This window comes from Massilia sp. Masssp94 (assembly GCF_059491305.1).
Map to the genome: position 1 here is coordinate 3,113,090 of NZ_CP168501.1, position 22,917 is coordinate 3,136,006.

Genomic DNA, 22,917 nt, shown 5'->3' on the forward strand with positions numbered 1-22,917 from the left:
ATCACGACCACGCCCGTGTCCGGGTTGAACCACATCGATGCCCTGCTCGATACCGGTCCAGACTGGAACTATTTAACGGATGAATTTGGAAAGCCCGTCTATCAGCTGACTTACACGTTTTCCATCGCGTCCGGTAACGAAGATCCAAAAGATACGCAAAAGAATTTCACGGGCGCCCAGCAGATATTCACCGCTACACAGCAACAGGCTGCTCGAGCCGCCTTTGACTATCTCAAGCAAGTCACGGGCATCGAGTTTGTCGAGACCCCCATAGGTAGCGATGCGCAGATTCATCTGTCGTACGCTAACCTGATAGCCACGAACGTGACCGGCCTGTGCAGCTGGCACAGCAGTTTCACCAACTATCAAAGTGGTCAGCTGGTGACTTACGACGCGGACGCCTACGTCTACCTCGACAACGATGCGACCTGGGGCGCACAGAACGCGAACCTGAGCAAAGGCGGCGACGGCTACGAGACGCTGCTGCACGAGCTGGGCCATGCGCTGGGTTTCAAGCACCCGTTCTATGAGCCTGACTACACAGGCGACAACAAGGCCGTGCTGCCGGATGCACAGGACAACACGGCCTATACCTTGATGTCCTACGACGCCAATGGCGGCCCGTACGCGACATACCGCGACTACGACCTCGCCGCATTGCACTGGCTGTACGGGGACGATGGCCTCGGTGGCGCGCAGGGCATGAACTCGACCGGCGGAGGGCGCTACATCACGGGAACCGGCGGTACGGACACCCTCACCGGAACGAGCGCCGATGACAAGCTTGCTGGAAATGGAGGAAACAACATGATCGACGGAGGAGCAGGAAACGATACCGCCGTATTCAGCGGCGCGCGCATCGATTACACGTTCACGAAGCTTGCCGACGGCGACTTGCAGGCCGTCGACAAGACCGGTACCACGACATTGCATTCGATCGAACTGATCCAGTTCGGCAGCAGCAAGTCCGTCAGTGCCAGCACGGTCCTCAGCAGCGACACGACGCCGCCCGGCGCGCCCGTGATGGCGGTCACCCGCAACGGCGCCGGTTATGCGCAGGGCAGCCAGCCGTACGTGAGCGGCACCGCGGAAGCCAATGCCGTGGTCAAGATCTACACGGCCAACAACGTGCAGGTGGGAACCGCCCAGGCCGATGCGAAAGGCGTGTGGAGCACGAACCTGAGCCCGTTCGCCGACGGGCTCGGGTACACGATCTACGCGACCGCCACCGATGCGGCCGGCAATACCTCGACGCACAGCGGCACGGCGACGTTCAACGTCGACGCGACTCCGCCCGTCATCCCGACCTTCAGCATGCAGTACGCGTCGGGCGACAACATCGCCACATTCAGCGGCACCGGCGAAGCCGGCACGCTGATCCAGGTCGTGCGCGCGGGGGCGACCGTCGACGACTACATCGACATCGCCACCACCACCGTCCGCCTGGACGGCTCGTGGTCGGTGACCACGTCGCCGCTGCCCAATGCCGGCTACCAGGTCAACGTCGTCTCGTCCGACAAGGCGGGGAACGCCACCGCCAGCTTCAACAGCGCAACGTTCACGGTGGCGAACAGCGCCTTCCAGGGCGGTACGGCCAAGGACGACGTGATCAAGGTGACGGCTGCGAACGGCGGTCACGCGATCGACGGCGGCGCGGGGCGCGACACGGCGGTTATTGCGGGCAAGTTTGCTGATTACAAGGTGGGCAAGGAAACCTGGGGCTACGGGGTCACGGACAAGCTGGGCAGCGGCGGACACGATTCGCTCATCAACGTCGAGCGTCTGCAATTCAACGATGTCAATGTCGCGCTGGACATCGATGGTCCCGCGGGCCAGGTCTACCGGCTGTACAAGGCCGCGTTCGACCGTGAACCCGATCCCCAGATCAATTACTGGATCGATCGGGTCGACCATGGCCTGCAACTGGAAGACATGGCGAAGGAGTTCATGACCAACCAGCCCGAGTGGGACAGGATGTACGGCAAGACCCCGTCCAACGCGGACTTCCTGACGAACCTGTATGCCCATGTCCTGCACCGCGGGCCGGACGGCGAAGGTTACGCATTCTGGCTGAATGCGCTGGACACCAAGATCGCCACGCGCGAACACCTGCTCGCCTTCTTCAGCGAAAGCCCGGAAAACCAGTTGCAGGTGATCGGCTCGATCGAGAACGGCTTTACCTATACGCCTTTCGGCGCGTGACGCCGATGCACGCAGAAGGCCGCCGCGACTGGCGGCCTTTTTTTCGCCCACGTATCATGCAGCTTTTACTTCACCGGACATCCACGTGAGCGACGAGAACCGTTTCATCGACATCGAAATCAAGCTGGCCGACCAGGAAAACCTCGTCGATACCCTCAACCGCACGATCTACGAGCAGGGACGCCGCATCGACCAGCTGGAAGCCATGGTGGCCAAGCTGGCCGACCACGTGCGCGCGCTGCGTGACGCGGGGCAGGGCCCGATCAACGACCGGCCGCCGCATTATTGACGCATCACCGGCAGTTCATATCGATTTTTACAAGATGTCACCCGCGGTCCTTGCCTAATCTGTGATTTTTTTGGCGGGGGGCTGACATGATGGCCATACGGAGTCTCGGGACGAGTTCGCGCGCGCTGCCTGCGCCTTGGGAAGCGCGTCCCCGCGCGGCGCGCTGCCCGGACAGGTTCGAGCTGAACGTCGCGACCGCCTATCACGACCGCCCGGACATCCTCGCGGCGTGGCACCGGATGCTGGCTGCGGCGGCCGGTCCGGAAACGCTGTACCAGTCGCCCCAATTCTTCAACCACCTGATCGACATGGATCACGGGCGGGATGCGAACCATGAATTGTTCCTCGTCCGCCGCAGTGTCGATTACGCGATCGTCGGCTTCATTCCCGTGCGCATCCTGCCGTGCCGGATCGCGTTCCATGCCGGCCCCGTGCCGCTGTTCGGGCGGACATTGCGAGCCTGCCAGATCCTCGGCAGCGTTCCGTTGCTGGACCCGGCGGAACCGGGCCTCGCCGAATTCATCGCGCGGCAGCTGCTCGTCCGCTTTGCGCAATGCCACGTGCTGTACCTGCAGGCCGTGCCGCAAGACGGCTGGAAAGGCATCGCGGGCGTGGCGGCGTACGTGCTGAACGGCTGGCGCGCGTGCCATACGCAGCCGCTGCCGGACGGCGTCGACGCCTATTTGAAGCATTTCAGCGCCAAGAAGCGCTACAACCTGTCGCGCCAGGTCCGCCTGCTGACGGAAGCGGCCGGCTCGTTGCACGTGCTGCGCATCACCCAGCCCGGCCAGGTCGGGGCCATGTTGGACGCCATGGTCGCCACCGACGCCTCCCGCGCCGCCGGGCGCGCCGGCGAGCAGGCGCGCCTGCAGAGCCTGGCGCGCCATGGCCTGCTGCTGTCCTACGTGATCCGTTGCGGCGAGAACGATGTCGCCGTCGTGTACGGCATGCGCTCGGCGTCCGTCTGGCATGTCTACAAGATCCTGTGCCGGCAGGACTATATGCATCTGTCGGTCGGCACCAGCGCGATCCACCTGGCCGTGCAGGACGTGCTGGCCCATTTCACGTTCGACCATATCGACTTCGGCTACGGCACGCCGCACGCGGAATTCCGCTCCACGCACGTGCTGGAGACGCGCGGCCTGGTCCTGCTGCACCGCGCGCGCAGCGGGACGGCCTGGCTGCTGAACGTCCACGGCCGGTACGATGCGCTGAACGGCGCGCTGATCCGCCAGGTGAAGCGGTTCCGGAAATGACTGTTATAGTGGCGGCACCTCCACCTCAAGCCACGATGACTCATGATTGACAACGCCCCCAGCCCGGAATTCTTCGACCGCGCCAATGCCCTTATCAACCTGGCGAACGACCAGTGCGCGTCGACCCATCCGAGCGAAGTCAGCGCATCGACGCTGTACGCCTCGGCGCGCTTCAACGCCTTCATCGTCGCGGCAACGACCGGCAACGCGGAGACCATGACCTCGGAAAAGGCGCGGGCGCTGGAGTATTTCACCGACCAGTTCCGCAAGATGATGGAAGCGAATCTCGACGATTTCGTCGAGAACTTCGACACCTACATGAAGCGGGCGGACAAGTAAGCGCCTGCGCTCTACACATGGCCGCCGCGTGCGGCCATTTTTTTTGGGCAGGGAGATGGCGTTCAAGCGGTGCGCCCGTGACGGCGGTTATCATGATGTCATTGTGAACTGAAGAGGTATCGATGGTGCAATTCGAATTCAGGCCGCAGTGGAAAGAGGAACTGCTTTGCTCTTGCGCCCTTGGTTCATTCACGTTGGACATGCCGATGGGCGTCATGTCCGTGTACCTGCCAATCAAGGCGTGTTGGCATGAAGTTGCGCCACCATGGGCATCGGAACTTTGGGACACGTTGCACCAGCAATTGCGAGCGTGGTGTGAGGAGAGAAACATTCCTCTTTATTTTTGTTAGTGCCACAACAATTAGCTGTCAACCACAAGGATTTCGTATGAAACCTGCTGAATCGGTACAAGCATTCCGGGACTTCGCCGCATCAAAAGGCATTGATTTGAATGCGTCAACGCCCCGAGTAGGTATTGAAGCAATGCTTGAGTTTCGCGCCCAGGCCGCATGCGCTGCATGTTCCGATGATATCTTGCTGTACCAGTGGGGAACCTACGACTGGGGAAACGGAAAATACTTCGAACTTGACATCACGCGTCAATTCATCGAAGCAGGGCTCGAGGATGACGACGCGATCAGCCAGCTGAGTCTTACATACAAGTACCAGCCAGGCGCTGAGCTGGATGCGCTCGGAACGAGTAACTGCTGGGAGGATGCAACACCGGACTTTCGCCGGTTCATCCTTGAGTCCGCTTCATTTATTTCGGTTGCAGACGCTAAAGCGGAGCAGATCGATCTCCGCCATTCTTACGTATAACGTTCACGAGAAAAGAGATGGGCAAAAACCGGCTGGAAGCCTTCAGCGACGGCGTCATCGCCATCATCATCACCATCATGGTGCTGGAACTCAAAGTCCCGCACGGCGCCACGTTCGACGTGCTGCTGCCGCTGTGGCCCGTCTTCATGAGCTACGTGCTCAGTTTCATCTACGTCGGCATCTACTGGAACAACCACCACCACATGCTGCACGCCGTGAAGGAAGTCAGCGGCGGCGTCCTGTGGGCCAATCTGCACCTGCTGTTCTGGTTGTCGCTGATCCCGTTCGTCACCGCGTGGATGGGCGAGAACCATTTCGAGAGCGGGCCGACCGCGGCGTACGGCTTCGTCCTGTTCATGTGCTCCGTCGCCTATTTGATCCTGGTGCAGGTGTTGACGGCGAATCATCCGAAGAACGCGGCGCTGGCCGAGGCGATCGGCAAGGATCGCAAGGGCAAGCTGTCGTGCGTTCTGTATCTGTGCGGCGTCGCCCTGTCGTGGTTTGGCGCCTGGCTCGGGTTCCTCGTCTATGCCGCCGTCGCCATCGTGTGGCTGATTCCGGACCGGCGCATCGAGGACAAAGTGGCACAGGAAGAGCAATCGGAGCGGGGCTGAGCCTCCCGCAAAGCCTTTTTTTAGGCCGTAAATATGTAACTTACGGCAATATCCCTGCTATCCTTAGGGCGCACTTCGCCGCCGGGTTCGTCCCGGCGGTTTCCATTATGGAGTGCACGAGCAAGAAGAGATCGGTCCGTGGCACAAGCACGGTCGGATCCGACAACCCTCCGGAGAGCCCAAAGAATGAACCGTTCGCACATCCTGGCCGTCGCTGTTACCGCAGCCGTCGCCAACCTGGCCCATGCCGCCCCTGCTTCGCTGCTGCCGGCGTCCAACCCGTTCGCCAAGCCGAGCACCCTGCAGTTCCAGTACCCGGCCTTCGACAAGATCAAGAACGAGGACTTCGCGCCGGCGTTCGAAGAAGGCATGCGCCAGCAGTCGCTTGAGATCGATGCCATCGCCGCTAGCCGTGCAGCACCGACCTTCGACAACACGATCGTCGCGATGGAGCGTTCGGGACTGCTGCTGAACCGCGTCTCGACCATCTTCTACAGCCTCGTCGGCGCCAATACCAATCCCACGCTCGACGCGCTCGACAAGGATCTCGCGCCGAAACTGGCCGCCCACAGCGACAAGATCCGCCTGAACGACAAGCTGTTCAAGCGCATCCAGACGCTGTACGACAAGCGCGCCAAGCTGCACCTCGATCCGGAATCGGCCTACCTGCTCGAGCGTTATCACACCGACTTCGTGCGCGCCGGCGCGAAACTGTCGGCCGCCGACAAGGAAAAACTGAAGGCCTATAACGGCAAGATCGCCGCCCTGCAGACCCAGTTCAGCCAGAACGTGCTGAAGGAAGCGAATGCGTCGGCGCTCGTCGTCGACACGCGCGCAGAACTCGCCGGCATGTCCGACAAGGCCATCGACGCCGCCGCCGCGCTGGCGAAGAAGGATGGTCTCGACGGCAAGTTCAAGGTGCCGGTCGTGAACACGACGCAGCAGGCGCCGCTGTCCGTGCTGACCAACCGCGCGACGCGCGAAAAACTGCTGGCCCTGTCGCTGGCCCGCGGCAGCCACGGCGGCGATTATGACAACCGCCAGGTCGTGCTGGACCTGGCCAAGGCGCGCGCCGAGCGCGCGAAGCTGCTGGGCTATCCGAACCACGCCGCGTACATGCTGGAAGACCAGACGGCCAAGACGACGGACGCCGTCAACAATCTGCTTTCCGAGTTTGCCAAGCCGGCCGTGCGCAACGCGAAGAAGGAAGCGGCCGAGATCCAGAAGGTCATCGATGCCGACGGGGGCAAGTTCCAGGCGACCGCCTACGACTGGAACTACTACACGGACAAGGTGCGCCAGGCGCGCTACGCGTTCGACGAGAACCAGCTGCGTCCCTATTTCGAGTTCAACAACGTGCTCGTGAACGGCGTGTTCTTCGCCGCCACCAAGGAATACGGCATCACGTTCAAGGAACGCCACGACCTGCCGGTGTACAACCCGGACGTGCGCGTGTTCGACGTGTTCGATGCCGACGGCAAGCAGCTCGCGATCTTCCTGCACGATCCGTATGCCCGCTCGAACAAGCGCGGCGGCGCGTGGATGAATGCGTATGTCGGCCAGAACAAGCTGCTGGGCACACACCCGGTCGTCGCGAACCACCTGAACATCCCGAAACCGGCCGCGGGCGAGCCGACCCTGCTGACGTACGACGAAGTGCGCACGATGTTCCACGAATTCGGCCACGCGCTGCACGGCATGTTCTCGAACGTGAAATACCCGTGCTTCTCGGGCACCCGCGTGCCGCGCGACTACGTCGAGTTCCCGTCGCAGGTCAACGAGATGTGGATGGCCTGGCCGGAAGTGCTGGCAAATTACGCCAAACACTACCAGACGGGCGCGCCCATGCCGAAGGAGCTGCTGGACAAAGTCCAGGCCTCGTCCAGGTTCAACGAGGGTTATCGCACGACCGAATACCTGGCCGCAGCTATCCTCGACCAGAAATGGCACCAACTGGGCGCCGCGCAAATCCCGACCGACGTGCTGGGCTTCGAGGCGACGGCGCTGCACGACGCCGGCGTCGACTTCCCGCTCGTCCCGCCGCGCTACCGTACGACGTACTTCTCGCACGTGTTCTCGGGCGGCTATTCGGCCGGCTACTACGGCTACCTGTGGGCCGAGAAACTGGACGCGGACACCGTCGAATGGTTCAAGGAACACGGCGGCCTGACGCGCGCGAACGGCGACCGCTTCCGCCAGATGCTGCTGTCGCGCGGCGGCACGATGGATGCGATGGACATGTACCGCAACTTCCGCGGCCGTGATGCGAAGATCGAGCCGCTGCTGGAGCGCCGTGGCCTGACGGGCGAATAATCGCGACGACAAGGGCGGCGCGCCAGGCCGCCCTTATCGGTGTAGACTTCTCACAACATCATGACGTGAGAAAGCCATGCTGCCCGAAAACGAAAATACCCTGAAAGCGCACCTCAAGACGCTGCACCGCAGCCTCGAGGAAACCGGCGAAGTCGATGACGAACTGGAAATGCTGCTGCGCCAGCTCGACGGCGACATCAAGCACGTGCTCGACAAGCGCTCCCAGGATCCGGACGCGAACACATACGGCCTGGCTTCGCGTACGCAGGAGCTGACAGCGCGCTTCGCCATCCGCCATCCGCACCTGGAACCGGCCCTGCGTGAGCTCGGCAACATCCTCGCGAGCATGGGGATTTAACGACAAGCCATTGAAAATTAAGCCATTTTTCGAGGGGTCCGCAGCTTAAACAGGCGTTTTCCGGTAAAATGCCGGCCAATGAACTCCCCTGCCAATCTTTTCGCGAACGTCGCCAAGCGTTCCAGCCGCGCCCCTGCGGCCCCGTTCCTGCCCATGTCCCGTGCCGAAATGGACAAGCTGGGCTGGGATTCGTGCGACATCATCCTGATCACGGGCGACGCCTACATCGACCATCCGAGTTTCGGCATGGCCCTCGTCGGCCGCCTGCTGGAAGCGCAGGGGTACCGCGTCGGCATCATCAGCCAGCCGGACTGGACCTCCGTGGAACCGTTCCGCGCGCTGGGCAAGCCGAACCTGTACTGGGGGATCACGGCCGGCAACATGGATTCGATGGTCAACCGCTACACGGCCGACCGCAAGATCCGCTCGGACGACGCCTACACCCCGAACGCCGAGCCCAATAAACGTCCGGACCGCGCCGTGACCGTCTACTGCCAGCGCGCGCGCGAAGCGTTCCCGGGCGTGCCCGTCATCGCCGGCTCGATCGAGGCGTCGCTGCGTCGCATTGCCCACTACGATTACTGGTCGGACAAGGTGCGCCGCTCGGTGCTGTTCGAATCGAAGGCCGACCTCGTCATCTTCGGCAACGCCGAACGCGCGCTCGTCGACGTCACCCGCCGCATCGCGGCCGGCGAGAACATCAAATCCATCCGCGACCTGCGCGGCACGGCGTTCCTCGTGCCGCACGGCTGGCTGCCGGATGAAGAGTGGACGGTGCACAATTCCACCCGCGTGGACGTGCCGGGCCGCATCGACGCGCAGCCGAACCCGTACGCGATGGCACTGGAAGATCCGAAGCAGTGCGCGCTGGACAATGCGCAGCCGGAACCGGAAGTCAAACCGATCGTCATCATGACGCGCGAACAGCGCCAGGCCGCCGCGCGCGAAAAGGCGCAGAAGACCGTCGTCCGGCTGCCGTCGTTCGAGACCGTCAGCGAGGATCCGGTGATGTACGCGCACGCGTCGCGCGTGTTCCACCTTGAATCGAACCCGGGCAATGCGCGCGCGCTCGTGCAGCAGCACGGCGACCGCGACGTCTGGCTGAACCCGCCGCCGCTGCCGCTCGCGATGGACGAGATGGACGGCGTCTACGACCTGCAGTACGCGCGCGCGCCGCACCCGAGCTATGGCAAGGCGCACATCCCGGCGTGGGAAATGATCCGCTATTCCGTGAACATCATGCGCGGTTGTTTCGGCGGCTGCACGTTCTGCTCGATCACGGAACACGAGGGCCGCATCATCCAGAGCCGTTCGGAACCGTCGATCCTGCGCGAGATCGAGCTGATCCGCGATACGACAAAGAATTTCGCCGGCACCATCACGGACCTGGGCGGCCCGACCGCGAACATGTACCGCCTCGCGTGCAAGGACAAGAAGATCGAGGAAACGTGCCGCCGCCTGTCGTGCGTGTACCCGACCATCTGCAGCAACCTGGGCACGGACCACAGCAAGCTGATCTCGCTGTACCGCAAGGCGCGCGCGATCCCGGGCATCAAGAAGATCCTGATCGGCTCGGGCCTGCGCTACGACCTGGCCGTGCGCTCGCCGGAGTACGTCAAGGAACTGGTCACGCACCACGTTGGCGGCCTGCTCAAGATCGCGCCGGAGCACACGGAAGAGGGCACGCTCTCCAAGATGATGAAGCCGGGCATCGGCGCGTATGACGAGTTCAAGGCGCTGTTCGACAAGTACTCGCGCGAAGCGGGCAAGAAGCAATACCTGATCCCGTACTTCATCGCCGCGCACCCGGGCTCGACGGACGAGGACATGCTGAACCTGGCCCTCTGGCTCAAAAAGAACAATTTCCACCTCGACCAGGTGCAAACGTTCACGCCGACGCCGATGGCCATGGCGACAACGATGTACCACTCGGGTAAAAATCCGCTGCACAAGGTCACCGAGGATTCGGAAGAGGTCCTCACCGCCAAGAGCGGCAAGACGAGGAAACTGCACAAGGCGTTCCTGCGCTACTACGACCCGGAAAACTGGCCGGTCCTGCGCGAGGGCCTGAAGCGCATGGGCCGCGGCGACCTGATCGGCAACGGCGAGCGCCACCTGGTGCCGCCGGCCGGCTCCGAACAGGAAGTCGCGCCGCAGCGTGGCGAGCGCCGGCCGCCGGTGGCGCCGCGTAGCGAGGCGCCGAAAGGCCGCGTGATCGAGGTCGCGACCCGGCGTAAAGGGCGCGGCAGCGAACCGGCACCGTTCATGGCGCCGCCGTCGAAAGCGAAGGCGGGGATTTTGTCGACCATTAAGTCGAAGCCCAGGGCCGGGCGCAAGTAAGCCCAGCACCGGGGTCAGAGCCCGTTTTTTGGCATAAGCTCAAAAGCTATTGCCAATATTCGGGCTCTGACCCCGGTTTCAAACACTCAAATCCGCGCTGGCCTGCTTGTCCCTCAACCTGCGCGCATACCGATGCCTCGCCCTCAGCCTCGGATTGGTCATGAGCCGCCCCATGGTCTCTCCAACGACCATCACGACCCCCAGCAGCGGCAGCACGAGCATCAACCCGGCCACGCCGGACAGTGCCCCGCCGATGAAGATCATCAGCACCGTCACCAGCGGGTGAATATGCAGGCTGCGCCCCAGGGTCAGCGGCATGAAGACGAAATCGTCCAGCAGGCGCGCGAGAATGAAGACGACGATCGCGCCATACGCGATCAGCGGATTGTTCGGCGCGTCGGTGGCTGCGACGACCACGACCATCATGCAGCCCACGACCGAGCCGACGAACGGCACCCACGCCAGCAGCGCGGAAATAAAACCCAGCAGCAGCGGCGACGAGACGCCGATCACCCACAGGCCAAAGCCGAGCACGATGGTGTCCAGCACGGTCAGCTTCAATAAACCCTCGAAGTAGCGGCGCGCGGTCTGGTCGACCTGGTGCAGCAGGAACAGCGTCCGTTCGAAATAGGCGTTCGGCACGGCGCGGGCGAGGAATTTTTTGAAGCGCAGGCCGTCGCGCAGGAAGAAGAAGGCGAGGAACGGGGCCAGCAGCAGCGACGGCAGCCAGCCTGCGGCGCCCAGCAGGATGGTCGTCAGGTGGCGCTGCGCGAAATTGTCCGTGTAGGCCTTGAAGCGCTTGTTCATGATCGACGTCAAATGCATCTCGGCCAGGATCGGGAACTTCGCTTCCAGCAGCGTCATCGTGTTGCGCACGAAGGCTACGCCGCCGTCCAGGTACAGGGCGCCCGTCTCGTGCCAGCTGTCCGTATCGCCGGGCGTGCCGGTCCAGGTCATCGCCGCCATCACCAGCAGGACGCTGGCGCCGTAGAACACGATGCACACGAGCGTCGCGGAGACGTTGCGTGTAAAACCGGCGCGCAGCAGGCGTTGCATCGGGCCCAGCAGGATGTAGTACATGACGGTGCCGAGGATGAAGGGCAGCACCAGCCACAGCATGTGCTCGAGCAGCACCAGCAGCAAACACGTCACGCCGATGATGCCGGTCCAGACGAAGGGACCGCTGCGCTCGTCGCGGAGGGCACCGTGGATCACAGCGCCTCCACCTGGGCGTTGCCGTCGAGCCAGCCGCGCAGCCGCTGGCCGATGTGGCGGGCCAGGGCGAGCGAGATCTTGTAGCCGATCACGGCATCCGTTTCCATCAAGGCGAGAAAGTCGTCGCGGAAGAAGACGGCCAGTTCGCACGTGTCGAGGGCGCGGACCTGGGCGCTGCGCGGGGAATTGTCCAGCAGGGCGAGGTCGCCGAAGAAACTGCCGGCGCTCATTTCGCCCACGATCTGGCGGCCCCGGCTGTGGCTGCGGCTGATCTGCACGCGGCCGCTCATCACGAGATACAGCGCCTGCCCTTCCTCGCCTTCGTCGAACACGATCTCGTCCGGCAGGTAGCGGCGCTCATGCATGAGGCCGTCGACAAACTTGATTTCCAACGGTTTGAGGGAACGGAACAGCGACGTGTTCTGCAGCCGAAGCTGGCGGGGGGACAGCGTGGACGATTTCAGGAAACCAAAGATCACGAATGCTCCAGGACGATGCAGCCGAGTGGCTGCTTTGTCAATTATGAACGATTCATTTGTGCTTGCGCAGCAACGAATGATCAGTTGATTGGACGCGACACAACACCCTCCAGCCGCTGTGCATACCGCCCAACCATTGGTGCAAATCGTGCGTGCACCTGCTTGAGAAACGTGTAATATAGTTCCTTTGGGAAATATTAATTACATTCATGGCATCATCTCACCACTTCCTGCCAGGAGGAATCGAGTGATCGATATCCAGACCTTCATGCTGGCGCTTGGCGTCGGCAACACGGCGTTTGCGTTGCTGATGGCGGGTTACATGCGCGGTGCGGCGCCCAATCCGGGCCTGCGCACCTGGATGTGGGCGCGGCTGTCGTCCGGGCTGGCACAGATCTGCTGCTGGGTGGCGCCGCATGTCGGGTTGCCCATCGTGGAGGAACTGGCCGCGTTCGGCTGGGTAGGCGGCGTCGCGCTGGAACTGGCGTCGTACTGCGTGTTCTTCGGCTTCCGCAACTGGCGCCGCATTCTTGCGCCCGCGGCCGTTGCGGCATTGATCATCGTCGCGGCCGCGGCGCTGGTGCAGGCGTCGCGCGAGCAGATGACGCAGGTGGTGGCCGTGATCGTTGCCCTGTTCGCCTCCGGCGCCGCCGCGATCCTGCTGCGTCCGCAGGCCGATGCGCCTTTGCTGCAGCGGATCATCGGCGTCAACGATGCCCTGTTCGCCATCGCGATCTGGATCTGGATGGCGGTGGCCAATGGCGGCGTGGGCCCGTTCAATGCGAATCCGGTGTATGGCTTCGCGTACCTCGCCAGCTATCTGCTGATGATCGTCAACGGGTTCGGTTTCCTGTTGCTGTGCAAGCTGAAGGACGACAAGCGCATGCAGCGCCTGGCCACGATCGACGGCCTGACGGACATGCTGAACCGCCGCGCCTTCTTCGAGCGAGCCGAGAGCGCCCTGCAGACGGCGGTTCGCCTGCGCAAGCCGATCGCGTTGATGATGCTCGACCTTGATCATTTTAAGCAGCTCAACGACGGCTTCGGCCATGCCTGCGGCGACGAGGCCCTGCGGTTGTTTGCGGACACGGCGCGCGCCACCTTGCGCGAGAACGACGTGATCGGCCGGCTGGGTGGGGAAGAGTTCGCGCTGGCGATGCCCGGTACGTCGCTGGCGGGCGCGCAGTATGCGGCCGAGCGCCTGCGCATCGCCGTCGCCGAAGCACCTGCGCTCACCTGCGCCGCGTCCTATCGGATGACGGTCAGCATCGGCCTCGTGATGATCGATCCGAACGAGGAATTGACGGCCGCCCTGGCGCGTGCCGACCACGCCCTGTACGCGGCCAAGACGGGTGGCCGCAACCGCGTCGAGATCGGCGCGCCGCGGCTGAGGCGGGCTTAAGCGAAGATGGAACGAAAAAAGGTCCGACGAATCGGACCTTTTTTCTTGATGCTGGCGGAGCGGACGGGGCTCGCCCACGTTCCGCGGGCCGCGGTTTCGCTTGCAAGCGAAACCCTTCGAGCCTCAAACCGTGCCTCCCGCAGGGGAGGCACTCTGATAGAACGAAAAAAGGCCCGACGAATCGGACCTTTTTTCTTGATGCTGGCGGAGCGGACGGGGCTCGAACCCGCGACCCCCGGCGTGACAGGCCGGTATTCTAACCAACTGAACTACCGCTCCGTTTACTCTGATCGGTGCTTCACTTGCAAGACTTCTGAAACTGACTGGTGGGCGCTGAGAGGCTCGAACTCCCGACCTAATCCTTGTAAGGGATCCGCTCTACCAACTGAGCTAAGCGCCCGTTTCAGGGTTTTTCTTGCCGACGTTTGTCATCACGTCCGAAGAGGCCCGAATCATAGCGTATCCCTTCGAAAACCTGCAAGGGGTTTTCGGAAAAAAGTGAACAGGGATGTGACACACCACGTTCTCATATACAACAAACTGTTGTATGGATGTGTAAGCCGATTCGTATTCCTTGCATAAGGATATACACATAATCGACAATTGCCAGTTTACATGCCGGCAATATTTAGACATCAACAATCAGGTGCGAGTTTGCCGAGGCAGGAGAGAACGGCGGAGACAACGCGGCAGTTTTTTTCACTCTTCCCAGCTAGGAAAAACTCAATGATCAAGATGTCCAAGATGCACAAGCGCGTCATCGCCGCGCATGGCGCAATGCTGGCGCTCGCAGCCGTACCCGGCGGCGCGGCCCTGGCCCAGACTGCGCAGGCGACCGAACTGCAGACGGTGACCGTGACCGCACAACGCCGTACCGAAAACATCAAGGAAGTCCCGGTGTCCGTCACCGCCATCAAGGGCGAGAAGCTGGACGTGCTCGTGTCCGGCGGCGCAGACATCCGCCTGCTGGCTGGCAAGACTCCCAGCCTGAACGTTGAGTCCTCGAACGGCCGCACGTTCCCGCGTTTCTATATCCGTGGCTACGGCAACACGGATTTCTCGACCTTCGCATCGCAGCCGGTGTCGCTGATCTATGACGACATCGTCCAGGAAAACCCGATCCTGAAGGGCTACCCGATCTTCGACCTGGCCGGCGTGGAAGTGCTGCGCGGCCCGCAGGGCACGCTGTTCGGCCGCAACACCCCGGCAGGCGTCGTGAAATTCGAATCCGAGAAGCCGAACCTCAAGAAGACCGAGGGTTACTACAACCTGTCGTACGGCACCCACGGCACCGCCAACGTCGAAGGCGCGATCAACGTGCCGCTGTCGGACAAGTGGGCGATGCGCGTGTCGACCCTGCGCCAGCACCGCGACGACTTCGTCGACAACTATAGCGACGTCGCCAAGACGAACAAGACCGGCGAACTGGACGGCTACAACGAACACGCCGAACGCGTGCAGTTCCTGTACAAGCCGGACACCACGTTCAGCGCCCTGTTCAACGTGCACCAGCGCACGACCAACGGCAGCGCCCGTCTATTCCGCGCGAACCTGATCAAGAAGGGCACGAACGATATCGCCGACGGCTACGATCTCGACAGCATCGTGACGAACGCCCAGAACTTCCAGAGCCTCAAGACGAACGGCGCCAATGCCCGCATCACGTGGGACCTGGGTCCGGTCATCTTCCACTCGATCACTGGTTACGAGTCGGTCGGCAGCTACTACAGCCGCGGCGACATCGACGGCGGCACGCCGCAAGGTCCGGGCTTCATTCCGTTCCAGTCCGAGACGGGCGGTTTCATCGACGACCTGAAGCAGTATTCGCAGGAATTCCGCGTCGAGTCGAAGAGCACGGGCCCGCTGAACTGGCAGGCCGGCGTGTACTACTTCAAGGAAGACGTGACGGGCGGCAGCGACGGCTACAACAGCGCCACGGGTGCCCGCACCTCGCGCCAGGCCAGCGAGCAGAATAACAAGGCCTGGGCCGCGTTCGGTTCCGTGACATACAACATCAACGACGCCCTGTCGGTGCGCGGCGGTATCCGTTACACGGACGACAAGAAGGACTTCCGCACCGTCACCGCGATCGGCTTCACGCCGGTGGGCCCGGACAGTGTCGGCGAAAGCAAGGACAAGATCAGCTGGGACCTGTCGAGCACGTACAAGCTGAATCGTGACGTGAACCTGTACGCGCGCGTCGCGACCGGCTTCCGCGCCCCGAGCATCGCGCCGGCCTCGACCTTCGCACCGGTGGGCATCACCGTCGCCGACGCCGAGACCATCACGTCGTACGAAGGCGGCATCAAGGCCGACCTGTTCGAACGCCGTGCCCGCGTCGCGTTCTCGCTGTACGACTACGAGATCAAGAACCAGCAGCTGACCGTGGTCGGCGGCAACACCAACGTCACCAAGCTGATCAACGCGAAGAAGACGGCTGGCCGCGGCGCCGAGTTCGACCTGGAAGGCCTCGTGACGCCGGACCTGCGCGTCGGCGCCAGCGCGTCGTACAACTTCACGGAAATCCGCGACGCGAGCCTGTCGCTGACGAAGTGCGCAGCCTGCACGATCACCGATCCGCTGAACGCCGCCGGCAACGTCCTCATCGATGGCAACCCGCTGCCGCAGGCACCGAAGTGGATCGTCAACCTGAACGCCCGCTACAGCATGCCGGTCGCCAATGGCGAGTTCTACGTCTACACCGACTGGTCGTACCGTTCGAAGATCAATTTCTTCCTGTACGAAGCGAAAGAGTTCACGGGCAAGCCGCTGACGGAAGGCGGTCTGCGCCTGGGCTACATCTGGGCCGACGGCAAGTATGAAGTGGCCGCCTTTGGCCGCAACATCCTCGACCAGCGCCGCATCTCGGGTGCCATCGACTTCAACAACCTGACGGGCTTCACCAACGAACCGCGCACCTACGGTGTCCAGTTCAAAGGCAATTTCTAAGTTTTACCAAGTCGTCAGACAGAAAGGCCGCGAGCGATCGCGGCCTTTTTTTTAATTCGGGGTCAGAGCACATTTCGGATCAATTTTCTTGCGCATCCCGAATCGTTCAAGTCCGCAGGCGCCGTCGGTGTATCGCTTTGGAGAGGCAGGCGGCGTCCCGATCGCGAATTGCTTTAAAGCTCGTGCACCAAAAAGTGCTCTGACGCCGAATTTCTTCGTTGGTGACGATTGAGATATCTCAATGTTGAGGATGTGCATATGTGAGCAACGCCTGACAGTCACGGAACATTGTTAATTAATTGGTCTTGCCAAGGCGATATGTTCTTCTGCTGAGTTCACAGTTTTCCGAAGAATCTAGGTTTTAGCGCTATCAATCGGTGAAAGTGTTGTATAGACATCGAATCCAATTGTGAAATTTCTACACGTTCATTTCTTTCGCGCTAATCTGGCACTCCCGCTTTTCAGACGGGAAATCGACGCTAAAAAAGCGTCGAGACAAAAGATCTCAGGCAATCACGCCTGCGGAAAATCAACTTTTGTGTTTTTCTAAAAGGAATAAACATGAAGTCTCAGCAATCGAAGTCTCCGGCAGTGTTGAAACTGTGCGCCGCGGCCGTCCTTGGTCTCGGCGCCGGCGTTGCGGGCGCGGGGGTGCCCGCGGACGTGCCGGCCACACACGCCGCGCAGCGTGTGGCCGTCTCGGACCAGACCGACCGCATCATCGTCAAGTACAAGGACGAGAGCGCACCGGTCGTCTCCAAGGGCGGGCAGGTATCGGTCGCACGTGCAATGCCGCTGTCCGCCTCGCGCAAGGCCGTGGTCGACCGCGCCGGCCAGCAGTTCGGCATGCTGGTGAAGGCGTCGCATTCGATCGCCACCGGTGCCCGCGTCTTCAGGCTGGACCGCAAGGTGTCGCTGGCCGATGCCGCCAAGCTGGCGGCAGAGCTGAAGTCGCGCGATCCTTCCGTCGAGTACGCCGAGCCGGACCGCATGATGCATCCGCTGTTCACGCCGAACGACTCGATGTACAGCCAGCAGTGGGATTTCTTCGAAGCGACCGGCGGCCTGAACGCGCCGGCCGCCTGGGACAAGTCGATCGGGACCGGCATCCGCGTGGCCGTGATCGACACCGGCTACCGCCCGCACGCCGACCTGTCGGGCCAGATCCTGGCCGGCTATGACTTCATTTCCGATACCGCTATCGCGAACGACGGCAACGGCCGCGACAGCGACGCCAGCGATCCGGGCGACTGGACCGCGGCAGGCGAGTGCGGGGCCGGCGAACCGGCGTCGAACTCGAGCTGGCACGGCACCCACGTGGCCGGCACCATCGCCGCGGCGACGAACAACAGCACGGGCGTCGCCGGCGTCGCATACGGCGCCAAGGTCGTGCCCGTGCGCGTGCTCGGCAAGTGCGGCGGCTACACGTCCGACATTGCCGACGGCATCATCTGGGCATCGGGCGGCACCGTGTCCGGTGTGCCGGCCATCGCGGCGCGCGCCCAGGTGATCAATATGTCGCTGGGCGGCGGCGGCGCGTGCGACACGACGACGCAGAACGCGATCAACAGCGCCCGTTCGCGCGGCACCGTGATCGTCGTGGCGGCCGGCAACGAGTCCCAGAACGCGAGCAACAGCAACCCGGCCAACTGCGCGGGCGTGATCACGGTGGCGGCAACGAACCGCTCCGGCGGCCGTGCCTCCTACTCGAACTACGGCACCGTGGTCGACGTCGCGGCACCGGGCGGCGACAGCGGCGCGGCCATCCTGTCCACGCTGAACGCCGGCACCAAGTCGCCGGGCGCCGACAGTTACGCGGGCTATATGGGGACGTCGATGGCGACGCCGCACGTGGCCGGTGTCGTCGCGCTGATGCTGGCCAAGAACCCGAACCTGACGCCGGACGAGGTCGAGTCGCGCCTGAAGTCGAGCACGCGTCCGTTCCCGGCCAGCTGCTCGGGCTGCGGCACCGGTATCGTGGACGCCTCGGCCGCGGTGGACGCGGCGGCCGGCACGGGTGGCGGTACGGGCACGACGATTTCGGAAACGGAGTCGAACAACACGCTCGGCACGGCCAACGGCGTGACGACGTCCGGCACGACGGTCAATGCCGCGATGGGCAGCTCGACGGACACGGATTATTTCTCCGTCCAGCTGCCGGCCGGTAAAACCCTGAGCGCGACGATGACGCCGAATTCGAGCTCGGACTACGACCTGTACATCTACAACAGCGCGGGCACCTTGCTGGCGCGCAGCGAGAATGGCACGGGCAGCGCGGATACCGCCACGTCGTCCAACACGGGCTCGACCACGGTGACCCGTTATGTACGCGTCGTCTACTACAGCGGCGGCACCGGTTCGACCAGCGGCAAGTACACGCTCAAGCTCACCTGGTAATGCGTTATAACTGGACTCATAACCGTTAAAATTCAATTACTTAACGAAACTTTCCTGTTGTAAAAAACCCGAAAAACGGCCCCATGTGGGCCGTTTTTCGTTACGCTGCACAGTTCGGTTTACTGAAAAGGATGCAGCATGACGCAGCGCCACAAGATCTCTTCTTTGTTGAAAATTTGTGCAGCGGCCTTCGTTGCCGCCGGTTTCGCCGGCCCGGCCGTGGCGCAGACCAATCACGCCGTCGTCCAGACCGACCGCATCATCGTCAAGTACAAGGGCGACAGCGACACGTCGAAGACCGGCGTGGCCGCACGCGGCATCGACCGCGCACGCCAGGCGCTGATCGACCGCGCCGGCCAGACCTATGGCGCCACGATGCGCGCGCTGCGCGCGACGGCGAACGGCGCGAACGTGCTGCAACTCAACCGCACGATGTCGCTCGACGAGGCGCGCCAGCTGGCCGCCGAACTGAAGTCGCGCGACGCCAACGTCGAGTACGCTGAGCCGGACCGCATCATGGTCCCGCTGGCCACCCCGACCGACCCCAGCTATACCCAGCAGTGGGACCTGTACGAAGCCACCGGCGGCATCAACGCGCCCGCCGCCTGGGACAAGTCGACCGGCGCCGGCATCAACGTGGCCGTGATCGACACGGGCTATCGTCCGCACGCCGACCTGTCGGGGCAGATCCTGCAGGGCCATGACTTCATCTCGACGACCACGATCGCCAACGACGGCGGCGGCCGCGACACCGACGCCAGCGACCCGGGCGACTGGGCCCCGGCCGGCAGCTGCGGCACGGGGATCCCCGTCGCGGACCAGAACTCGAGCTGGCACGGCACGCACGTGGCCGGCACGATCGCCGCGAAGACCAACAACGGCCTCGGCATCGCCGGCATCGCGTACAACGCCAGGATCGTCCCGGCGCGCGTGCTGGGCCGTTGCGGCGGCTACACGTCCGACATCGCCGACGCCATCGTCTGGGCGTCGGGCGGCACCGTGACCGGCGTGCCCGCCAATGCGAACAAGGCGCGCGTGCTGAACCTGTCGCTGGGCGGCACCGGCGCCTGCGACACCACGACGCAGAATGCGATCAACAGCGCCCGCTCGCGCGGCGCCGTGGTCGTCGTCGCGGCCGGCAACTCGAACACGAATGCGATCAATTCGAACCCGGCCAACTGCGCGGGCGTGATCACCGTCGCGGCGACGAACCGTGCGGGCGGCAAGGCGTCGTATTCGAACTACGGCACCAACGTCACCATTGCGGCACCGGGCGGCGACAACGGCGCCGGCATCCTGTCGACCTTGAACGCGGGCACGACGACGCCGGCATCGGACAATTACGCCTGGTACATGGGCACGTCGATGGCGACGCCGCACGTGGCCGGCGTCGTCGCGCTGATGCTGTCGGCGAATCCGAACCTGACGCCGGATGACGTGGCCGCCAAGCTGAAGTCGACGGCGCGCGCCTTCCCGGCCGCGTGCTCGGGCTGCGGCGCCGGCATCGTCAACGCGGCCGCCGCCGTGAACGCGGCGCTGGGCTCGACGACCACGACGACGACGACCCCGACCTGGACGTATTGCGCCGCCGAGAACGGTACCTGCTCGTTCACCGGCACGCGCGACGTGCGCTACGGCACCGCCACGAGCTATGTGACGAAGACCTTCACCGGCTCCGTGAAATGCTCGAACTCGGTGTTCGGCGATCCGGCCTATCGCGTCGCCAAGTCGTGCAGTTACTCCAGCGTCACCAAGTAAGTCCTCTCTACCGCCGCCGCATCCCCGCGGCGGCGTTCCCCCTTGCACTATTCCTAATTCCCAGCGATACTGTATGCAATTACAGTAGTCGCTCGGCGCGGGCGACCGCCACCGTGAACGCCCCCGTCCGCAAGATCATCCACTGCGATTGCGATTGTTTTTACGCATCCGTCGAGATGCGCGACGACCCGTCCCTGCGCGGGCGGCCGCTGGCCGTCGGCGGGCGGGCCGAGCAGCGCGGCGTGGTCGCCACGTGCAACTACGAGGCGCGCCGCTTCGGCATCCATTCGGCGATGGCCACCGCGCAGGCGGTCAAGCTGTGCCCGGACCTGATCCTGATTCCACCGAACATGGAAAAGTACCGGGTCGCGTCGCGCCAGATCATGGACATTTACCGCGACTACACGGACCTCGTGGAGCCGCTGTCGCTGGATGAAGCCTATCTCGACGTGACGAACTCGCCGCATTGCAAGGGCAGCGCGACCTTGATCGCGCAAGAGATTCGCCGCCGCATTCATGAAACGGTCGGCATCACGGCGTCGGCCGGCGTGGCGCCGAACAAGTTCGTCGCCAAGATCGCCAGCGACTGGAACAAGCCCGATGGACTGTTCCTCGTGCGGCCGGATGAGGTCGACGCGTTCGTCGCCGTGCTGCCTGTGAAGAAATTGTTCGGAGTAGGGAAGGTGACGGCCGCGAAGCTGCATCGCCTCGGCGCGCAGACGTGCGGCGACCTGCGCGACTGGAATATGGACAAGCTGCAGCAACACTTCGGCTCGTTCGGCGCGCGGCTGTACGATTTGTGCCGCGGTATCGACTACCGCGACGTGAATCCCGTGCGCGAGCGCAAGTCGATCAGCACGGAGGAGACGTACACGCCGGACGTCCCCGACCTGGATGGCTGCCTCGCGTTGTTGCCGGACCTGTACGAGCATCTGCTCGGCCGCATCAAGCGCAACAATGCTGAAAAATTCATCAATAAATTGTTCGTGAAGATCAAATTTGCCGACTTCCAGCGTACGACCGTCGAGTGCGTGGGCTACGCGCCGAACATGACGACGTTCCGTCACCTGATGGAGACGGGCTGGCTGCGGGCGAGCCGTCCCGTGCGGCTGCTGGGCGTCGGCGTGCGCCTGAGCGATACGGAAACGGTCGAGCAGCTGAGCTTGTTTGACGAACGTGCAACACAATAAAAATCCCTTGTCGACGACGTGAATTTTGCCGCCAGTCAGCGTGTAGAATGTCGTTCCTTTGAAATATCGAGATAACTGGAAGCAACGTTATGTGGTTCAAGAATCTTCAGATCTACCGCCTGCCCGCACCGTGGAATTTCTCCCCTGAACAGATGGAAGAGGCCCTGCAGTCGCAGGCGTTCACGCCCGCCAGCAGCAACGAATTGCTGCGCCAGGGCTGGGATTCGCCACGCGGCAACGGCAAGCTCGTTCACGTCGTCAACAAGCAGATGCTGATGATGCTGGGCACGGAAAAGAAATTGCTGCCGAGCTCGGTCATCAACCAGGTCGCCAAGGCCAAGGCCGCCGAGCTGGAAGAGCAGCAGGGCTTCCCGCCGGGCAAGAAGGCGATGAAAGAACTCAAGGAACGCGTGGCCGACGAGCTGCTGCCGCGCGCGTTCTCGATCCGCGGCAACGTGTGGACGTGGATCGATCCGGTCAACGGCTGGCTCGTCGTCGACGCCGCCAGCCCGAGCAAGGCCGACGACGTCATCAAGCTGCTGCTGAAGGCCGTCGACAAGCTGCCGCTGGAATCGCTGCGCGTGCAAAAGTCGCCGGTCGCCGTGATGACGGGCTGGCTGGAATCGGACGAAGCGCCGTACAACTTCACGATCGACCAGGACACGGAACTGCGCGCCACCGGCGAGAGCAAGGCCGCCGTCCGCTACGTGAAGCACTCGCTGGATCCGGAAGACATCCGCCGCCACATCGCCAACGGCAAGCAGTGCACGCGCCTGGCCATGACGTGGAACAGCCGCATCTCGTTCGTGCTGACCGAGCAGCTGGCCGTCAAGGGCATCAAGCCGCTGGACGTGATCAAGGAAAACGAAACGATCACCTACAGCGACGACGAGCGTTTTGATAACGACATCATGCTGATGACCGGCGAGCTGGCCAAGATGCTGACCGACCTGGTCGAGGCACTGGGCGGCGAAGCCAAGGCGTAACGAAAAACGGC

General features: G+C 63.0%; 18 protein-coding genes and 2 tRNA genes. 15 read left to right on the forward strand and 5 right to left on the reverse strand.

Features of this window, described 5'->3' with window-relative positions:
* Positions 1 to 72 precede the first annotated feature (72 nt).
* Entirely contained in the window at positions 73 to 294 is a 222-nt protein-coding gene (locus tag ACEN9G_RS13845; RefSeq protein WP_413336855.1) for a hypothetical protein, read from the reverse strand.
* Here ACEN9G_RS13845 and ACEN9G_RS13850 point away from each other — a divergent pair.
* From ACEN9G_RS13850 to ACEN9G_RS13890, 9 genes are all read left to right on the forward strand, one after another.
* Positions 184 to 2,202: a DUF4214 domain-containing protein gene (locus ACEN9G_RS13850; RefSeq protein WP_413336852.1), complete on the forward strand. Its 2,019-nt coding sequence runs from the start codon at positions 184 to 186 to the stop codon at positions 2,200 to 2,202. The genes ACEN9G_RS13845 and ACEN9G_RS13850 overlap by 111 nt on opposite strands.
* Before the next feature lie 85 nt (positions 2,203 to 2,287).
* Positions 2,288 to 2,491 carry a SlyX family protein gene (locus ACEN9G_RS13855; RefSeq protein WP_413336820.1) on the forward strand — a complete coding sequence of 68 codons (204 nt, stop codon included), beginning with the start codon at positions 2,288 to 2,290 and terminating at the stop codon, positions 2,489 to 2,491.
* Positions 2,492 to 2,577: 86 nt separating this feature from the next.
* Positions 2,578 to 3,747 (forward strand): GNAT family N-acetyltransferase, encoded by a 1,170-nt coding sequence (locus ACEN9G_RS13860; protein ID WP_483126710.1) that lies wholly within the window; start codon positions 2,578 to 2,580, stop codon positions 3,745 to 3,747.
* A 42-nt stretch (positions 3,748 to 3,789) separates the two neighbouring features.
* The gene (locus ACEN9G_RS13865; protein WP_413336822.1) at positions 3,790 to 4,086 is read left to right on the forward strand and encodes a DUF3144 domain-containing protein; all 297 of its coding nucleotides are present in this window, start codon (positions 3,790 to 3,792) and stop codon (positions 4,084 to 4,086) included.
* Between the two features lie 387 nt (positions 4,087 to 4,473).
* Positions 4,474 to 4,905 (forward strand): hypothetical protein, encoded by a 432-nt coding sequence (locus ACEN9G_RS13870; RefSeq protein ID WP_413336823.1) that lies wholly within the window; start codon positions 4,474 to 4,476, stop codon positions 4,903 to 4,905.
* A 17-nt stretch (positions 4,906 to 4,922) separates the two neighbouring features.
* Positions 4,923 to 5,519 (forward strand): TMEM175 family protein, encoded by a 597-nt coding sequence (locus tag ACEN9G_RS13875; protein ID WP_413336824.1) that lies wholly within the window; start codon positions 4,923 to 4,925, stop codon positions 5,517 to 5,519.
* 186 nt (positions 5,520 to 5,705) lie between these two features.
* Positions 5,706 to 7,832 (forward strand): M3 family metallopeptidase, encoded by a 2,127-nt coding sequence (locus ACEN9G_RS13880; protein WP_413336825.1) that lies wholly within the window; start codon positions 5,706 to 5,708, stop codon positions 7,830 to 7,832.
* Positions 7,833 to 7,908: 76 nt separating this feature from the next.
* Complete coding sequence (locus ACEN9G_RS13885) at positions 7,909 to 8,190, forward strand: DUF4404 family protein (protein WP_056126187.1); 282 nt, start codon at positions 7,909 to 7,911, stop codon at positions 8,188 to 8,190.
* Between the two features lie 153 nt (positions 8,191 to 8,343).
* Positions 8,344 to 10,530 carry a YgiQ family radical SAM protein gene (locus tag ACEN9G_RS13890; RefSeq protein ID WP_413336826.1) on the forward strand — a complete coding sequence of 729 codons (2,187 nt, stop codon included), beginning with the start codon at positions 8,344 to 8,346 and terminating at the stop codon, positions 10,528 to 10,530.
* Positions 10,531 to 10,608: 78 nt separating this feature from the next.
* Here ACEN9G_RS13890 and ACEN9G_RS13895 read toward each other — a convergent pair whose 3' ends face one another.
* Positions 10,609 to 11,745: an AI-2E family transporter gene (locus ACEN9G_RS13895; RefSeq protein WP_413336827.1), complete on the reverse strand. Its 1,137-nt coding sequence runs from the start codon at positions 11,743 to 11,745 to the stop codon at positions 10,609 to 10,611.
* Entirely contained in the window at positions 11,742 to 12,224 is a 483-nt protein-coding gene (locus ACEN9G_RS13900; protein WP_413336828.1) for a cyclic nucleotide-binding domain-containing protein, read from the reverse strand. The genes ACEN9G_RS13895 and ACEN9G_RS13900 overlap by 4 nt, the downstream gene beginning before the upstream one ends.
* Positions 12,225 to 12,471: 247 nt before the next feature.
* On the opposite strand from ACEN9G_RS13900, the gene ACEN9G_RS13905 reads away from it, so the two are divergent.
* Complete coding sequence (locus tag ACEN9G_RS13905) at positions 12,472 to 13,626, forward strand: GGDEF domain-containing protein (RefSeq protein WP_413336829.1); 1,155 nt, start codon at positions 12,472 to 12,474, stop codon at positions 13,624 to 13,626.
* Between the two features lie 202 nt (positions 13,627 to 13,828).
* Here ACEN9G_RS13905 and ACEN9G_RS13910 read toward each other — a convergent pair.
* Both ACEN9G_RS13910 and ACEN9G_RS13915 read right to left on the reverse strand, forming a co-directional pair.
* Positions 13,829 to 13,905: transfer RNA gene (locus tag ACEN9G_RS13910), tRNA-Asp, on the reverse strand.
* Positions 13,906 to 13,950: 45 nt separating this feature from the next.
* Positions 13,951 to 14,026, reverse strand: a tRNA-Val gene (locus ACEN9G_RS13915).
* A gap of 326 nt (positions 14,027 to 14,352) precedes the next feature.
* On the opposite strand from ACEN9G_RS13915, the gene ACEN9G_RS13920 reads away from it, so the two are divergent.
* The 5 genes from ACEN9G_RS13920 to ACEN9G_RS13940 all read left to right on the forward strand — a co-directional run bounded on the left by ACEN9G_RS13920 (position 14,353) and on the right by ACEN9G_RS13940 (position 22,906).
* Complete coding sequence (locus ACEN9G_RS13920; protein ID WP_413336830.1) at positions 14,353 to 16,575, forward strand: TonB-dependent receptor; 2,223 nt, start codon at positions 14,353 to 14,355, stop codon at positions 16,573 to 16,575.
* A gap of 561 nt (positions 16,576 to 17,136) precedes the next feature.
* Positions 17,137 to 18,972 (forward strand): S8 family peptidase, encoded by a 1,836-nt coding sequence (locus ACEN9G_RS13925; RefSeq protein WP_413336831.1) that lies wholly within the window; start codon positions 17,137 to 17,139, stop codon positions 18,970 to 18,972.
* A 138-nt stretch (positions 18,973 to 19,110) separates the two neighbouring features.
* Entirely contained in the window at positions 19,111 to 20,730 is a 1,620-nt protein-coding gene (locus tag ACEN9G_RS13930; protein ID WP_413336832.1) for a S8 family peptidase, read from the forward strand.
* A 176-nt stretch (positions 20,731 to 20,906) separates the two neighbouring features.
* Positions 20,907 to 21,920, forward strand: coding sequence for a DNA polymerase IV (gene dinB / locus ACEN9G_RS13935; protein WP_495605556.1), 1,014 nt, complete (start codon positions 20,907 to 20,909; stop codon positions 21,918 to 21,920).
* 89 nt (positions 21,921 to 22,009) lie between these two features.
* Positions 22,010 to 22,906, forward strand: a complete 897-nt coding sequence (locus tag ACEN9G_RS13940; protein WP_036233477.1) for a recombination-associated protein RdgC — start codon at positions 22,010 to 22,012, stop codon at positions 22,904 to 22,906.
* Positions 22,907 to 22,917: the final 11 nt, after the last annotated feature.

Bases quoted from the DNA above. Each gene is read 5' to 3' on its own strand.
- ACEN9G_RS13845 (WP_413336855.1), bottom strand. From the start codon at position 294: ATGAATCTGCGCATCGCTACCTATGGGGGTCTCGACAAACTCGATGCC.
- ACEN9G_RS13860 (WP_483126710.1), top strand. From the start codon at position 2,578: ATGATGGCCATACGGAGTCTCGGGACGAGTTCGCGCGCGCTGCCTGCG.
- ACEN9G_RS13865 (WP_413336822.1), top strand. From the start codon at position 3,790: ATGATTGACAACGCCCCCAGCCCGGAATTCTTCGACCGCGCCAATGCC.
- ACEN9G_RS13870 (WP_413336823.1), top strand. From the start codon at position 4,474: ATGAAACCTGCTGAATCGGTACAAGCATTCCGGGACTTCGCCGCATCA.
- ACEN9G_RS13875 (WP_413336824.1), top strand. From the start codon at position 4,923: ATGGGCAAAAACCGGCTGGAAGCCTTCAGCGACGGCGTCATCGCCATC.
- ACEN9G_RS13880 (WP_413336825.1), top strand. From the start codon at position 5,706: ATGAACCGTTCGCACATCCTGGCCGTCGCTGTTACCGCAGCCGTCGCC.
- ACEN9G_RS13885 (WP_056126187.1), top strand. From the start codon at position 7,909: ATGCTGCCCGAAAACGAAAATACCCTGAAAGCGCACCTCAAGACGCTG.
- ACEN9G_RS13890 (WP_413336826.1), top strand. From the start codon at position 8,344: ATGTCCCGTGCCGAAATGGACAAGCTGGGCTGGGATTCGTGCGACATC.
- ACEN9G_RS13920 (WP_413336830.1), top strand. From the start codon at position 14,353: ATGATCAAGATGTCCAAGATGCACAAGCGCGTCATCGCCGCGCATGGC.
- ACEN9G_RS13925 (WP_413336831.1), top strand. From the start codon at position 17,137: ATGAAGTCTCAGCAATCGAAGTCTCCGGCAGTGTTGAAACTGTGCGCC.
- ACEN9G_RS13930 (WP_413336832.1), top strand. From the start codon at position 19,111: ATGACGCAGCGCCACAAGATCTCTTCTTTGTTGAAAATTTGTGCAGCG.
- dinB (WP_495605556.1), top strand. From the start codon at position 20,907: ATGCGCGACGACCCGTCCCTGCGCGGGCGGCCGCTGGCCGTCGGCGGG.
- ACEN9G_RS13940 (WP_036233477.1), top strand. From the start codon at position 22,010: ATGTGGTTCAAGAATCTTCAGATCTACCGCCTGCCCGCACCGTGGAAT.